14 protein-coding genes are annotated in these 13,804 nt (G+C 72.9%); 6 read left to right on the forward strand and 8 right to left on the reverse strand.

What is annotated here, in order from left to right:
• Positions 1 to 6 precede the first annotated feature (6 nt).
• A complete protein-coding gene (locus M8C13_RS18570) occupies positions 7 to 759 on the reverse strand; it encodes a WecB/TagA/CpsF family glycosyltransferase (protein WP_252481880.1) in 753 nt (250 codons plus the stop codon).
• A gap of 15 nt (positions 760 to 774) precedes the next feature.
• Between M8C13_RS18570 and M8C13_RS18575 the strand changes: the two genes are divergently transcribed.
• Both M8C13_RS18575 and M8C13_RS18580 read left to right on the forward strand, forming a co-directional pair.
• Positions 775 to 1,458: a GNAT family N-acetyltransferase gene (locus M8C13_RS18575; RefSeq protein WP_252481881.1), complete on the forward strand. Its 684-nt coding sequence runs from the start codon at positions 775 to 777 to the stop codon at positions 1,456 to 1,458.
• Positions 1,458 to 2,789, forward strand: a complete 1,332-nt coding sequence (locus M8C13_RS18580) for a glutamate-1-semialdehyde 2,1-aminomutase (protein WP_252481882.1) — start codon at positions 1,458 to 1,460, stop codon at positions 2,787 to 2,789. The genes M8C13_RS18575 and M8C13_RS18580 overlap by 1 nt, the downstream gene beginning before the upstream one ends.
• Here the strand turns inward: M8C13_RS18580 and M8C13_RS18585 are convergent.
• Entirely contained in the window at positions 2,754 to 4,100 is a 1,347-nt protein-coding gene (locus tag M8C13_RS18585; RefSeq protein ID WP_252481883.1) for an acyltransferase, read from the reverse strand. The two genes, M8C13_RS18580 and M8C13_RS18585, sit on opposite strands and share 36 nt — an antisense overlap.
• 137 nt (positions 4,101 to 4,237) lie before the next feature.
• Between M8C13_RS18585 and M8C13_RS18590 the strand changes: the two genes are divergently transcribed.
• Positions 4,238 to 5,095 carry a thioredoxin domain-containing protein gene (locus tag M8C13_RS18590; RefSeq protein WP_252481884.1) on the forward strand — a complete coding sequence of 286 codons (858 nt, stop codon included), beginning with the start codon at positions 4,238 to 4,240 and terminating at the stop codon, positions 5,093 to 5,095.
• Positions 5,092 to 5,907 carry a cytochrome c biogenesis CcdA family protein gene (locus tag M8C13_RS18595; RefSeq protein WP_252481885.1) on the forward strand — a complete coding sequence of 272 codons (816 nt, stop codon included), beginning with the start codon at positions 5,092 to 5,094 and terminating at the stop codon, positions 5,905 to 5,907. Before M8C13_RS18590 ends, M8C13_RS18595 begins: the two co-directional genes overlap by 4 nt.
• A gap of 158 nt (positions 5,908 to 6,065) precedes the next feature.
• On the opposite strand, the gene M8C13_RS18600 is transcribed toward M8C13_RS18595, so the two are convergent.
• Entirely contained in the window at positions 6,066 to 7,382 is a 1,317-nt protein-coding gene (locus tag M8C13_RS18600; RefSeq protein WP_252481886.1) for a hypothetical protein, read from the reverse strand.
• 302 nt (positions 7,383 to 7,684) lie between these two features.
• On the opposite strand from M8C13_RS18600, the gene M8C13_RS18605 reads away from it, so the two are divergent.
• Both M8C13_RS18605 and M8C13_RS18610 read left to right on the forward strand, forming a co-directional pair.
• Positions 7,685 to 8,188, forward strand: a complete 504-nt coding sequence (locus tag M8C13_RS18605; RefSeq protein ID WP_252481887.1) for a DUF3145 domain-containing protein — start codon at positions 7,685 to 7,687, stop codon at positions 8,186 to 8,188.
• A 35-nt stretch (positions 8,189 to 8,223) separates the two neighbouring features.
• Complete coding sequence (locus tag M8C13_RS18610) at positions 8,224 to 8,808, forward strand: hypothetical protein (RefSeq protein ID WP_252481888.1); 585 nt, start codon at positions 8,224 to 8,226, stop codon at positions 8,806 to 8,808.
• A gap of 41 nt (positions 8,809 to 8,849) precedes the next feature.
• On the opposite strand, the gene M8C13_RS18615 is transcribed toward M8C13_RS18610, so the two are convergent.
• The 5 genes from M8C13_RS18615 to M8C13_RS18635 form a co-directional block, all read right to left on the reverse strand.
• The gene (locus M8C13_RS18615; RefSeq protein ID WP_252481889.1) at positions 8,850 to 10,076 is read right to left on the reverse strand and encodes a beta-ketoacyl synthase; all 1,227 of its coding nucleotides are present in this window, start codon (positions 10,074 to 10,076) and stop codon (positions 8,850 to 8,852) included.
• Complete coding sequence (locus tag M8C13_RS18620) at positions 10,073 to 10,315, reverse strand: acyl carrier protein (protein WP_252481890.1); 243 nt, start codon at positions 10,313 to 10,315, stop codon at positions 10,073 to 10,075. Before M8C13_RS18620 ends, M8C13_RS18615 begins: the two co-directional genes overlap by 4 nt.
• A gap of 79 nt (positions 10,316 to 10,394) precedes the next feature.
• Positions 10,395 to 11,360 carry a beta-ketoacyl-ACP synthase III gene (locus M8C13_RS18625; RefSeq protein ID WP_252481956.1) on the reverse strand — a complete coding sequence of 322 codons (966 nt, stop codon included), beginning with the start codon at positions 11,358 to 11,360 and terminating at the stop codon, positions 10,395 to 10,397.
• A gap of 20 nt (positions 11,361 to 11,380) precedes the next feature.
• Positions 11,381 to 12,268 (reverse strand): ACP S-malonyltransferase, encoded by an 888-nt coding sequence (locus M8C13_RS18630; protein ID WP_374213092.1) that lies wholly within the window; start codon positions 12,266 to 12,268, stop codon positions 11,381 to 11,383.
• Between the two features lie 231 nt (positions 12,269 to 12,499).
• Positions 12,500 to 13,705: a CdaR family transcriptional regulator gene (locus M8C13_RS18635; RefSeq protein WP_252481892.1), complete on the reverse strand. Its 1,206-nt coding sequence runs from the start codon at positions 13,703 to 13,705 to the stop codon at positions 12,500 to 12,502.
• Between the last annotated feature and the right edge of the window lie 99 nt (positions 13,706 to 13,804).

A 13,804-nucleotide genomic window follows, 5' to 3' on the forward strand; every position in this document is an offset into this window, starting at 1 on the left:
AAGTCGTCACGACCTCGATTTGTACCGCTCCAGCAGCACCCGCGCCAGGAACAGCGGGTTGCCCAGCACGTAGCGGGTGAACAGCCTGCGCGGCTCCAGCGCGAGCCGGTACAGCCACTCGATGCCCGCCTTGCGCATCCAGCCCGGCGCGCGGGAGACCTTGCCGGCGGCGAAGTCCAGGAAGGCCCCGACCGCGACACCCAGCCGCGCGCCGGTGCCGGCCAGATGGCGGTCCAGCCACAGCTCCTGACGCGGATTTCCCATGGCCACCACCAGCATTCGCGCCCCGCTGGCCTTGATCGCGGCGATCACCTCCGGCTCCTCGGCAGAGGTGAAGAAGCCGTGCCGGGTGCCCGCAACCCGCAGTCCGGGGATCCTGGCAGTGAGGTTTCTCGCAGCGGTCTCCGCGATGCCCGGTTCGCCGCCGAGGAAGTACACCGGGGCGTCACGCTCCGCCGCCAGCCGCAGGATCTCCGGCGTCAGATCGGTGCCGTTGAGGTTGTCCGGAAAGCTTTTTCCTTGTAGTTTCGCGGCGATCGCCAGACCGGAGCCGTCGTTGAGCACCAGCGCCGCGTCGTGCAGAACGCGCCGGTAGGCGGCGTGGCGGGCGGCCAGGTTGAGCGAGTGCGCGTTGGCGTAGGCGAGCAGGCCGGGCTCCGGCGAGTCGAGCAGCTCACCGACTACCGAGAGCACCTGTTGCCTGGGCAGGCAAACCACCCGAATGCCGAGCACGGTCACTGTCGGGACGTTCGAGCGCATGTCAGTATCTTGCCGTTGATTCGCTTCGAGGAGTGGGAGTTCATGCGCAGCGGCGTTCTCCTGGCCGCGGTGACCCGGCGGTTGCGGCCACACCACCCGGGCTGGCCCGCGGTGCTCGGCCCGGTCCGCGCGCACGGTCGCGCGATCGCCCTGCGCCCGCCGCGTCCCGGTGACGCCGCGGACTGGTGTGCCGCGGTCCGGCACGACCGGCAGTGGCTGGAACCCTGGTGGCCCACCAGTTCGGCCTCCTGGGACAGCCGCAGCTGCGCGCAGGGCTGGCGGGACCGCTGCGACAACTTCCTGCGCTCGGCCCGGCGCGGCGGCATGATCCCGATGGTGGTGGAGGTCGACGGCCGCTTCGCCGGGGAGATGATGCTGGACCGGATCGACCGGGACCAGGGCCTGGCCGAGCTGGGCGGCTGGGTGTACTCGGAGTTCCACGGCACCGCGGTGGCCGCCACCGCGATGCGCGAGCTGATCCGGCACGGCTTCGGCCCGGTCGGCCTGCGCAGGCTCACCGCGCCGGTCGGGGTGGGCAACCGGGCCGCGGGCATCCTGGTGGCGCGCAACGGTTTCCGCAAGGAAGGCGTGTTGCGCTCGCACATGCACGTCGGCGGCAAGCTGCTCGACCACCAGCTGTGGGGCCTGCTGCCGGAGGACGCCGAATGGCTGCGGGACCCGGCGAATATTGTGGGGTGATGAGCTTCCACCGCTCCGCCGAGCTCCAGGCCAGGCTGCACCAGCTGGTGCCAGGGGGCGCGCACACCTACGCCAGGGGCGCCGACCAGTACCCGGAGTTCATGACCCCGGTGCTGGTCAAGGGCAGCGGGGCCAGGGTCGTCGACGCCGACGGCAACGAGTTCGTCGAGTACGGCATGGGCCTGCGCGCGGTCACCCTCGGCCACGGCTACGCCCCGGTGACCGAGGCGGTGCGCGCGGTGCTGGCCGACGGCCTCAGCTTCACCCGGCCCACCACCCTGGAGCTGGCCGCGGCCGAGGACTTCCTGGCCACCGTGCCCGGCGCGGACATGGTGAAGTTCGCCAAGAACGGCTCCGACGTGACCACCGCCGCGGTCCGGCTGGCCCGCGCCGCCACCGGCCGCGACCTGGTCGCCATCTGCGCCGACCAGCCGTTCTTCTCCACCGACGACTGGTTCATCGGCACCGTGCCGATGTCCGCGGGCATCCCGGAGGCGGTGCGCGCGCTCACCGTGTCCTTCCGCTACAACGACCTGGACTCGCTGCGGTCCATTGTGGACGTCCACAGTGGACAGATCGCCTGCGTGGTGCTGGAGGCGGCCACCGCGCTGGCCGAACCGGAGCCGGGGTTCCTGGCAGGCGTGCGGGAGATCTGCGACCGGCACGGCATCGTGCTCATCTTCGACGAGATGATCACCGGTTTCCGCTGGGCCGCCGGTGGCGCGCAGGCGGTCTACGGGGTGGTGCCGGACCTGTCCTGCTGGGGCAAGGCGATGGGCAACGGCTTCCCGATCGCCGCGCTGGCCGGCAAGCGCGAGCTGATGGAGCTGGGCGGGCTGGCCACCGGCGCGGACCGGGTGTTCCTGCTCTCCACCACGCACGGCCCGGAGTCGGTCTCGCTGGCCGCCTTCCGCGCGGTGGCCAGGGCCTACCGGGAGACCGACCCGGTGGCGCTGATGGAACGCCAGGGCGCGACGCTGGCCACCGCGGTCAACCAGCTGGCCAGGGAGTTCGGCGTGCAGGATGCGGTGGCCGCGGTGGGCCGCCCGTCCTGCCTGGTGTTCACCACCCGCGACGCCGACGGCAACCCGTCCCAGGCCTACCGCACGCTGTTCCTGCAGGAGCTGCTCAGCCGGGGCGTGCTCGGCCAGTCCTTCGTGATCTCCGCCGCGCACACCGACGCCGACCTCGCGCACACCGCCGAGGCGGTCCGGGGCGCGCTGGGCGTGTACCGCAAGGCCCTGGAGGCAGGCACCGTCGAGGGCCTGCTCCAGGGCCGTCCGGTGGCCCCGGCGCTACGCAGCCGCGCCCACCCGCGCCGGCTGGGCTGACCCGCCGACCCGCTCTGCCCGGCGCAGCAGGACCGCTCCCACCCCCAGTGCGAGCACCCCGCGCCACGCCCCCGCCGCGTCCTGCCCGGCCAGGTCCAGGCCGTGGATGAAGATCTCGTGCAGTCCGAAGGCCGCGCCGACCGTGCCCAGCACCACCAGCGGCGCGGACACCGGCCCGCCGCGCCGGGTCTCCCGCTCGCCGGTCTCGAAGTGCCGCAACCACTTCACCAGCGCGAGCAGCACCAGCCCGCAGACCAGCAGCCACATCGGCCGGGAGGACCACCAGGCCGCGCCCGGCGCGGGCAGCAGCAGCTCCGGCGCGAGCAGGCAGGCCCCGGCCACCACCAGCGCCGCCGGGATGTGCCACAGGTACACCGTCATCAGCCCGGAGTTGCCGCGCAGCAACACCTTCCTGGTCCGCGCGCCGTCCAGCCTGCGCTCCAGCCACGGGGTGGCCAGCGCGAGCAGCGCCACCTGCGCGATGCCCAGCAGCACGATCAGCAGCGTGGGCGGGGCCAGGTTGGACACCGGCACGTCCGGCAGCCCGATCGGCGCCGGCGGGTACGGCCCGAACACGATCAGCCCGAGGATCCCGGCCGCCGCGGTCCCCGCGATGCCGAGCAGCCCCCGCCTGCCCAGCCCGGAGAGTCCGCCGCGGGCCAGCACGATGCCCAGCTGGTGCACGGTCAGCCAGACCAGCACCAGGCTCACGTCACCGAGCAGGTTCGCCTGCCCGTGCAGGCCCACGGTGGCGAAGCGGTAGGCGTCCACCCCGGCCACCGCCGCGGTCAGCACCGCGGGCACGGCCAGCCCGAACCGGTCGTGCAGCCGCACCATCAGCGGTGCCAGCGCGACCACCACCAGGTAGACCGCGAGGAACCACAGCGGGTTCGCCGCCTGGTCGCCCACGATGGCGATCGCGGGCATACCGAGCAGCGAACCCGCGGTGGCCAGCGCCGCGCAGATGCCGACCAGTGGCAGGGTCGGCACCACCAGGCGCCGGGCCCGGCGGGCCAGGAACGTCACCGCGGACTGCCCCTTGCGGGCCGTCGCGTCCACCCCCGCGGTGTTGACGAACCCACCCGCGATGAACACCAGCGGCATCACCTGCAGGAACCAGGTCACCACCCAGGTCACCGGGCCGGAGAAGGCGATGCCCGCCTTCACCGCGCCGTTGGTGACGGTGATCACCGGGCTGAGCCAGTGCAGGAAGACGACCATCCCCACCGCGACCAGCCGGACCAGGTCGACCACCGTGTTCCGGTTGCCGGTACTGATCGCCGCCGCGTCGCGGACCCCCATGCTGTTCATGGAAAAGAGCCTCGCGGGCGGGGCCTGCCGGAACCATGGGGTGGACTCCCGAGTCGTCTCAGGGCTGGCTCCCCCGGAGGTAGGGGGGTTGACACCACCTTTGGTCGGTGACCGGCCCGCCGCTACGGTGGCAGGCGATGAGCCAGCCGCAGCCCGAACAGCCGGACCCCGCCGCCCAGCCCGCCCAGCCCGCCGGCGCGCAGCCCGAGAACGCGCAGCCCGCAGGCGCGCAGCCCGCGACTGACCAGCCCGCCAAGCGCCCCGGCTGGCAGCTCGCCCTGCCCGCCGTCGTCGTCGTGGTCGGCGTGCTGCTGGCCTACCTGGCCCTGGGCCGCACCGGCGACACCCCGCCCGCGGACCCGCCTGCCGCGCAGGACACCGCCGCCCAGAACACCACCGCCCAGCGGCCGAGCCAGAGCGAGATCGACGCGGCGGCCAAGGAGCTGGACACCAAGTTCACCCGCCGCCGCGAAGGTGACCCCTACGCCAAGGGCCGGGTGGACGCGCCGGTGGTGCTGGTGGAGTACGCCGACTACCGCTGCCCGTACTGCGCCAAGTTCAGCACCGACACCCGCCCCGAGCTCATCCGCCGCTTCGTGGAGCAGGGCATCCTGCGGATCGAGTGGCGGGACCTGCCGCTGTTCGGCGAGCAGTCCGAGGCCGCCGCGCTGGCCGCCCGCGCCGCGGGCAGGCAGGGCAAGTTCTGGCCGTTCCACGAGCTGGCCTTCGCCGAGGCCCCGCGCTCCGGGCACGGCGAGTTCGGCCCGGACCGGCTGCGTGACCTGGCCCGCCGCTCCGGCGTGGCCGACCTGGCCAAGTTCGAGCGCGACATGACCGATCCCGCGCTGCGCGAGGAGGTCAGGGTCGACGCGGCCGAGGGCCAGGAGATGGGCCTGACCAGCACCCCGGCTTTCCTGATCAACGGCAGGGCCGTGGTCGGCGCGCAGCCGCTGGAGACCTTCACCAAGCTGATCGAGCAGGCCGCCCGCAAGTGAGCGGGCAGCTGGGCTACCTGGGCGCGCTGCTCGGCGGCGCGCTCGCGCTGGCCAGTCCCTGCTCGGCGCTGCTGCTGCCCGCCTTCTTCGCCTACGCCTTCGGCCACCCGGCCCGGCTGCTGGCCCGCACCGGCGTGTTCTACCTCGGCCTGGCCACCACGCTGGTGCCGCTGGGCGCGGCCGCGGCCAGCCTGGGCGGGCTGCTCACCGCGCACCGGCAGACGGTGATCGCGGTGGCCGCGGTGCTGCTGATCGTCTTCGGCACCGCCCAGCTGTTCGGCCGCGGCTTCGGCTCCGGGCTGTCCCAGCGCTTCGCGGCCACCACCCGGATCTCCTCGGCCGTCTCGGTGTACGTGCTGGGCGCCACCTACGGCCTGGCCGGGTTCTGCTCCGGCCCGATCCTCGGCGGCGTGCTCACCGTGGCCGCCGCCGGCGGGGACCCGGGCTACGGCGCGGCCCTGCTCGCGGTCTACGGCCTCGGCATGGTGCTGCCGCTGTTCGTGCTGGCCACGCTGTGGGACCGGCTGAAGCTGGGCGAGCGGAGCTGGCTGCGCGGCCGCGAGGTCAGCCTGGGCCGCCTGCGCCTGCACTCGACGAACCTGGTGGCCGGGCTGCTGTTCATCGGCATCGGCGTGCTGTTCCTGCTCACCGACGGCACCGCGGCACTGCCGGGAATCGTCAGCGTGGACACCGAGTCCGCACTGGCCGAGCGCGCGGGCGAACTCGCCGCGGGCGTGCCGGACCTGCTGGTCCTGCTCCCAGTGCTCGCGGTCGCCACCACGGTGCTGGTCTGGCGGCTGCGCAAGGGATAGGTCGTGTCCGCACAGTCCCGCCCGCGATAGCCGCGCCGGTTCGGCCGCTGGCGGCACGGCCGAAACGCCCGAATACGTCCGGTATGAGGGCGTCCCGGCCGTCCCGCCAGCGGCCGAACCGATCACGACTCTCGCAGACGGGACTGTGCGGACACGACCTAGCCCGGCAGCGGCAGCCGCAGCGCGCGTTCCGCGATGCCTTGCAGCACCACATCGGTCGGCTTGGTCTCCTGACCCACCCACACCGCGCGCACGATCCGCACCCGGGAACCGTCCCGCGAGGTCGAGGACACCGCCTGCGCGAACGAGCTGGGCCCGCCCGGCCAGCTGCGGCCCTCGCGCAGCAGCTCGGTCACCCCGCCGCTCTGCTCGTCGTCGGCCAGCGACTGGAACCGCTCGGCCTGCACCGCGTCGGCGAAGCTGACCACCACCACCGACACCGCGGCCTTGCGCTCCTCGTTGACCTCGAACAGGCTGCGCACCAGCGCGGTGCACGGGTTCTCCCGCAGCCACTGCTGCACCTGGCCGAAGGCCCTGGGCCCGCAGTCGGTCTCCCGCGACGAGCCGCGCGGCACGAAGTCCAGGCCGTCCACAGTGGACTCCGGCGGCTCCGGGCTGTGCAGCGCGGAGACCGCGCCGCTGCCGCCGGACTGGGGGGTCTCGCTGCCGCAGGAGCGGGCCACGGTGCCGATCAGCAGCACCAGGGCCAGCCCGGCCACGGCCAGGCCGCCCAGCGCCAGCCACGGCGGGCGCCTGGACTTGGGCTTCGGCGCGGCCGGGCGCGGGGGAGCGGGGCGGCCGTCGGCGGTGAAGCGGGGGATGAGCATGGTGCTGGCGCTGGCCAGATCCGGACTCACCGAGTCGGCGAAGCCCTCCGCGACCAGCTCGCCGGCGGTCAGCGTGGCGGTCCGCCGGTCCACACTGGACAGCAGCCGCCTGGCCGCCTCCGCGGTGCACGGGCGCTCGTAGGTGGACAGCTCCTTCACCGCGGCCAGCAGCGCGGTCGGCGCCGGGTGCAGCACCCTGATGCCGCGGTGCAGGTCGCCGGTGGGCTGCAACACCTGGGCCACGTACGGGCCGACCGCGACCACGGTGGAGACGGGTAACGGCTCGATCCGCTCCGCCTGCAACCGCTGGGTCAGCGCGGAGGCCGCGGACAGCGCCTCCACCGCCGGGTTGAGCAGTCCGTCGTCCCTGATCAGCGGCCAGCCGTCGACCTTCCACTGGCCCTGCAACGGGGCTTCCAGCTTCATCGCGGGGCCGGGCAGGTCGACCCCGACCACCACGATCACCCCGCGCGGCAGCACGATCACCGCGTCCAGCGGCCGCAGGCTGCCCGGCGGCGTGCAGTCCAGCAGCGCGACCCCGCCGGCCAGGTCGGTGCCCGCGCCCCAGGTCGACAGCGCCGCGCGCAGGTCGGCCTCGACCCCGTCCACCCGGGCTGACGGGTCGTCACCGAGCCGCACCAACCGCACGCTGACCACCTCCGCGCGTGACTCGTCCCAGTCCCGGTTGCTCCGGTCGGCTCAAACCGTAGCGGGAGACCCCCGCTGGGTTACCGGCAACCACCCAAATCGCAGTCTGTTCTTGAACACAATGCGTGAAGGCCCCCGGCCGGGTGACACTGATCGGGGTGTCGGTTGGTTCTTCTGGCGCATTGGAGGTTGTGCAGGGCAGAATGACCGCACGGGTGATCGCCGATCGTTCGACGCACCGTCCGTTGCACAAGACGAGGGCCGCGGGGAAGACGTCCCTCGTCGAGTAGCGGAGGTCAGCAGTGAGCGCACGGGGATGCACCAGTGGCGTTGTCTACGTCCACTCGTCGCCGTCTGCGGTCTGTCCGCACGTCGAGTGGGCGATCTCGGGCACCCTGGGTGGCCGGGCCGATCTGAAGTGGACCGCCCAACCGGCGGCGCCGGGACAGCTGCGCGCCGAGTGCGCCTGGACCGGCGATGCCGGCACCGGGGCGTCGCTGGTGTCCGCGCTGCGGGCCTGGCCGATGCTCCGCTTCGAGGTCACCGAGGAACCCAGTCCAGGCGTGGACGGCGAGCGGTTCTGCCACGTGCCGGGTCTGGGCCTGTGGCGGGCGCGCACCAGCGCCAACGGCGACATCGTGGTCACCGAGGACCAGCTGCGCACGCTGATGGCGGCCAACCGCGCCGCCGAGGCGATGACGCACCGGATCGGCGAGCTGCTCGGCGCGGCGTGGGACGACGCGCTGGAGCCGTTCCGGCGGGCCGGTGACGGGGCGCCGGTGACCTGGCTGCACCGGGTGGGCTGACCAGCGACGTCGGACCGGTGTGGCACCCTGGTGGCGTGAGTGCCTCGGGTGGCTTGCGGCGGTTCTGGCCGCTGTTCCTGGTCGGGTTGGTGCTGCTCGGCGCGGGCGCGGCCGGACTGACCCTGCGCCAGGCCGAGTCGCGGGTCAGCGAGGACCCCCAGGTGCCCGCGGTCATCGACACCACCTCGGCCCGGCCGCGCGCCGAGGAGCCCGGACCGTCCACAGTGGAGTTCACCCCGGACGCCAGCGCGCACCCGGACGCCGCCGCCATCAGGAGCACGCTCACCGGCTACTTCGACGCGATCAACAACCGCGACTTCGACAAGTGGCGCGCGCACGTGACCAGCAAGGTCGCCCTGGAGTACCAGCGCGCGAACTGGCTGGCGGACTACGCCAGCACCAAGGACGGCAGCATCCTGGTCCGCCGAGTGATCAACTCACCCGGCAACACGCTGCGGATCATGCTGACCTTCACCAGCACCCAGGACGAGGCGAAGTCGCCCGCCTCGGCCCGCTCGGACTGCAACCGCTGGCGCTCGACCTACCAGCTGGCCTGGGAGGGACGCCTGCTGCGCATCGACAAGGGCTCCCCGCAGAGCACCGTGGTCACCGTCTGCTGAGGCGGAAACGGACTTGCGCCCCGGTCTGAGGCAGGTGCTGCTCAGACCGAGGCGAAGGCCAATGCCACGTTGTGCCCGCCGAAACCGAACGAGTCGTTCACGGCGGCGTGCAGGTTGACGCGGCGGGGCGCACCCGAGACCACGTCCAGCCCGACCTTGGGGTCGAGGTTCTCCAGGTTCAGCGTCGGCGGGATCAGGCCGTCGCGGACCGCGAGCACGGTGGCGATCGCCTCCACCGCACCGGAGCCACCCAGCAGGTGACCCAGCGCGGACTTCGGCGCGGTGACCACCGCGTGCGTGCCGATGGCGGACCGGATGGCCGCCGCCTCGGCCACGTCGCCGACCGGGGTCGACGTCGCGTGCGCGTTCACGTGTCCCACGTCCGAGGGCTGGAGGCCCCCGGTGCGCAGCGCGGCCGTGATGGCCCGGCTGGCGCCCTTGCCCTCGGGTTCGGGCGCGGTGATGTGGTAGGCGTCGGCAGTGGTGCCGACACCGGCCAGCCTGCCGTACACCTTGGCCTTGCGGGCCGCGGCGTACTCGGCCCGCTCCAGCACCATGATCCCGGCGCCCTCACCCAGCACGAACCCGTCCCGCGCGAGGTCGAACGGGCGGGAGGCCCGTTCGGGTTCGTCGTTGCGCGTGCTCATCGCCCGCATCTGCGAGAACCCGGCCACCGGCAGCGCGCAGATGCTCGCCTCGGCGCCGCCGCAGACCACCACGTCGACCTCCCCGGCCTTGAGCATCCGCCAGGCCCAGGCGATCGCCTCGGCGCCGGAGGCACAGGCCGAGACCGGGGCGTGCACCCCGGCCCTGGAACCCAGCTCAAGCCCGACCACGGCCGCGGGGCCGTTGGGCATGAGCATCGGCACGGTCAGCGGCGAGACCTTCCGCTTCCCGTACTGCTCCAGGATGTCGTCCTGGCCGAGGATGGTCAGTGCGCCACCGATGCCGGTGCCCACCACCACGGCCAGCCGTTCGGGCTCGACCTCGGGGGAACCGGCGTCCGCCCACGCCTGGCGGGCGGCGACCAGCGCGACCTGCTCCGACCGGTCCAGGCGGCGAGCCTCGACCCTGGTCAGCACCTCGGTGGGCTCGACAGCGAGCTGGGCGGCGATCCGCACGTCCAGCTCGAACCTGTCCACCCAGTCGGCCTTCAGCTCGCCGACCCCGCTGCGCCCGGCGAGCATCGCGTCCCAGGTGGACGCGACGTCGCCGCCGAGCGGGGTCGTCGCACCGAGACCGGTGACGACAACGTCAGCAGATGTCATTGGTTCTTCGAGATGTAGGCCACCGCGTCACCGACGGTCTTCAGGTTGACCAGCTCGTCGTCCGGGATCTTCACGCCGAACTTGTCCTCGGCCTGCACCGCGACCTCGACCATGGACAGCGAGTCGATGTCCAGGTCGTCCACGAAGGACTTCTCGGCGGCCACGTCGGCCTGGTCGACACCCGCGACCTCCTCGATGATCTCCGCGAGGCCGTCGAGAATTTCCTTTTCCGAAGCCATGAAGCTGTTCCTCTCTAGTTACCCACCGACCGGGACGGCAACGGCCGTCCCGGAGTCTGTTGTGCGCCCGCCCCCGCGCTCAGGGGCAGATGACCACCTGTCCGGCCGAGACCAGCCCGGCGCCGAAACCGATCAGCAGCAGCACATCGCCACTGGAGATCTCGCCGGCCTCGCGCATGTGGTCCAGCGCGATCGGGATCGAGGCGGAGGAGGTGTTGCCACTGGTGACGATGTCACGGGCGACCACCAGGTCCTCGCGGGCGCCCCGGCCACGCAGCTCCTTGGCGATCGACTCCACGATGCGCAGGTTCGCCTGGTGCGGCACCAGCGCGTCGATGTCGGAGAGCTTGAGCCCGGCCAGCTCCACCGCGCGCTCGGCCACCGGCCAGTTCTCCGTGGTCGCCCAGCGGAAGACCGACTGGCCCTCCTGGTAGAGGTAGCGCTGCGGGGTCACGCCGATCATCTCGGCCAGACCGCCGGCGCTCTCCCAGGCCACCGGCCCGATGGCGGGCTCGTCCGAGGGACCGATCACCGCGGCGCCCGCGCCGTCGGCGAAGATGATGCAGGTCGAGCGGTCGGTCCAGTCCACCCAGTCGGTGAAGCGCTCGGCGCCGATCACCAGCGCGTACCGCGAGGAGCCGCCGCGGACCAGGTCCGAGGCGGTGGCCATGGCGTAGCAGAAGCCCGCGCAGGCCGCGTTCACGTCGAAGGCGCCGGCCCGGCCGACCCCGATCCGCGCGGCGACCTGGGCCGCGGCGTTGGGGATGGTGCTGGGCATGGTGCAGGTGGCGATGATGACCGTGTCGATGTCATCGGGGTTCAGCCCGGAGTTCGCGACGGCCTTCTTGCCGGCCTCGACCGCCATGTCGGTCAGCGACTGGTCCTCGCGGGCGAGCCTGCGGGTCTTGATGCCGACCCGGCTCTGGATCCACTCGTCGGAGGTGTCCACCAGCTTGGCGATGTCGTCGTTGGTCACCACGCGGTCGCCCTGGTGGCTGCCCAGTCCGATGATCCTGGTGCCGACCGGGCCGGGGGCCAGCTGCATCGTTGGTCGCTCCTCGTTGCTCACGCCGCACCACCGGCGAACAGGTCGGCCGCCTTGTCGAGGTCGGCCGGGGACTTCAGGGGGAGCCGCGTCAGGTCGGGAAGCTCCCGCTTGACCAGTCCGCTCAGCGTCCCGGCCGGAGGCAGCTCGACGACCGCGGTGACCCCCTGAGTGCCGAGGGTGGTCATGCAGGCGTCCCAACGCACCGGCGAGGTCACCTGGGTGACCAGCCGGCCAAGCACATCGGCACCGTCGGTGCCCACAGGGAGCACAGCGCCTTCGGCGTTGGACAACAAGGGGCGCGTGACGTTGTTCACCGCCACCGAGGCGGCGCGGGCGCGCAGCGCCTCGGCCGCGGGGGCCATGTAGTGGGTGTGGAAGGCGCCCGCCACCGGCAGCGCCTTGACCCGCGCCCGCTCGGGCGCGTCCGCGAGCAGCTTGTCCAGCCCGGCCAGGCTGCCCGCCGCCACGATCTGCCCGGCGCCGTTGCGGTTGGCGGGAACCAGGCCGAGCTCCTCGATCCGCGCGAGGACCTCGGATTCCACGCCGCCCATCACGGCGACCATGCCGGTCGGTTCGAGCGCGCACGCGGCGGCCATCTCGGCCCCGCGCACCGCGGCCAGCGCGACGGCGTCATCGGCGGTGAGCACGCCACCAACTGCTGCGGCGGCGAGCTCACCGACCGAGTGGCCGGCAACCGGGACGTCGGTGGGCAACTCGACCCGGCGGGCCAACTCTTCGTACGCCAGCAGCGCCAGGGCCACCACCAGTGGCTGGGTCACCGACGTGTCCTTGATCTCTTCGGCGCTCGCCGTGGTGCCGAGGCGGACCAGGTCCAGCCCGGTCAGCTCGGACCAGTGGGACAGCCGCTCGGCAGTGCCGGGCAGTTCCAGCCAGGGGCCGAACATGCCGGGGGACTGCGAGCCCTGTCCGGGAGCGAGGAGCGCGATCACGTCGGTAACTGAACACGCTCCGGGGGGTCCGCTGGCATGCCGCCGGGAACTAACTTCGGGGGCTCTGTTTGTGGAGTGTCTACAAGCGGTGAGCAAAAACCGCCCCGCATATGTCTGTTTCATTGTGGTCAGCGCTAGAAACTCCGCCCGCTGGCTAGACCGAACGGGTGAGTGGTGAGACCGGGATCACCAGAGCCCGCGAGCCCTGGCCAGCCGCCCGACCGCCAGGGCCACCCGCAGCACCAGCGCGTCCCTCGGGTCGGTGGCGTTGTGCCCGGTGATCTCGGCCACCCGGCGCAGCCGGTACCGCACCGTGTTGGAGTGCACGAACAAGGTCCGCGCGCAGCTCTCCAGCACGCCACCGGCCTCCAGGTAGGCCTCCACCGTCTCCAGCAGTGAGCCGCCGGCCTCCACCAGCGGCCGCACCACCCGCTCCACCAGCTGCCGCTCCGCCTCCGGGTCCCCGGCCAGCGCGCGCTCGGGCAGCAGCTCGCCGGAGCGCACCGGCCGCGGCGCGGCGGGCCAGCCGACCACCGCGCGCAGCCCGGAGATGGCGTCGGCCGCGCTGTGGTGCGCCTCGGCCAGGCTGGGCACGGTCGGCCCGGCCACCACCGGCCCGTCGCCGAAGGCCTCGGCCATCTTGGCCAGCACGTCGTGCCCGGTGGACCCGGCCACCGGCCCGCCGAGCACCACCACCAGCCGGGAGCCCTGCACGCCGAGCAGCACCGCGCGCCCGGTGCGGGCGGCCCGGCTGCGCACGTCGAAGACCACCGCGGGCGGGTCGTCGCTGGCCGGGTTGCCGACCAGCACGGTGGCCTCGGCGGCCAGGTCCCAGCCGAGCGCGGCGGCCCGGGAGAGCAGCGACTCCTCGGCGTCGCCACGCACGATGCCGTCCACCATCAGCGCTTCCAGCCGGGCGTCCCAGGCGCCCCTGGCCTCGGCCGCGGCGGCGTAGGAGGTGGCCGCGGCGAAGGCGATCTCCCGGCCGTAGCGCAGCACCGCCTCGGTCAGCCAGCTCCGCTCCGCGGTGTCCCTGCCCAGTATCGGCAGCTGCTGCTCCAGTTGGTCGATGGCGATCCGGACCAGCTCCACGGTCTGCCGCAGGCTGACCCAGCGGGAGATGTCGCGCGGCGCGGCGCGGAAGGCCTCCGCGGTCAGCCGGATGGCCTGCCGGGGATCGCGCAGCCACTCCACGAAGTTGGCCGCGCCGGTCTGGATCACCAGCAGCACGCTGGCCCGCTGGTCGGCGGGCATCCGGCGGAACCAGGGCAGCTGGGAGTCCATCGCGGCGATGCTGGCCGCGGCCAGGTCACCGGAGGCGCGCTCCAGTCCGCGCAGGGTGGCCGGCGACAGCTCCGGCGGATGCGTGCCCGGCCCGGCCTCGGTGCTCATGCCGCCCAGAATCCCACGTCGGGCCGGTACTCAGGCGCACGCTGAGCGTTACTACAGTCGGGGGACCTTCTATACGGGGAAAATCCCAGATTAATGTGC

It is taken from the genome of Crossiella sp. SN42 (assembly GCF_023897065.1).
Classification (GTDB): domain Bacteria; phylum Actinomycetota; class Actinomycetes; order Mycobacteriales; family Pseudonocardiaceae; genus Crossiella.

Bases quoted from the DNA above. Each gene is read 5' to 3' on its own strand.
- M8C13_RS18570 (WP_252481880.1), bottom strand. From the start codon at position 759: ATGCGCTCGAACGTCCCGACAGTGACCGTGCTCGGCATTCGGGTGGTT.
- M8C13_RS18580 (WP_252481882.1), top strand. From the start codon at position 1,458: ATGAGCTTCCACCGCTCCGCCGAGCTCCAGGCCAGGCTGCACCAGCTG.
- M8C13_RS18585 (WP_252481883.1), bottom strand. From the start codon at position 4,100: ATGAACAGCATGGGGGTCCGCGACGCGGCGGCGATCAGTACCGGCAAC.
- M8C13_RS18590 (WP_252481884.1), top strand. From the start codon at position 4,238: ATGAGCCAGCCGCAGCCCGAACAGCCGGACCCCGCCGCCCAGCCCGCC.
- M8C13_RS18615 (WP_252481889.1), bottom strand. From the start codon at position 10,076: ATGACATCTGCTGACGTTGTCGTCACCGGTCTCGGTGCGACGACCCCG.
- M8C13_RS18620 (WP_252481890.1), bottom strand. From the start codon at position 10,315: ATGGCTTCGGAAAAGGAAATTCTCGACGGCCTCGCGGAGATCATCGAG.
- M8C13_RS18625 (WP_252481956.1), bottom strand. From the start codon at position 11,360: ATGCAGCTGGCCCCCGGCCCGGTCGGCACCAGGATCATCGGACTGGGC.
- M8C13_RS18630 (WP_374213092.1), bottom strand. From the start codon at position 12,268: ATGTTCGGCCCCTGGCTGGAACTGCCCGGCACTGCCGAGCGGCTGTCC.
- M8C13_RS18635 (WP_252481892.1), bottom strand. From the start codon at position 13,705: ATGAGCACCGAGGCCGGGCCGGGCACGCATCCGCCGGAGCTGTCGCCG.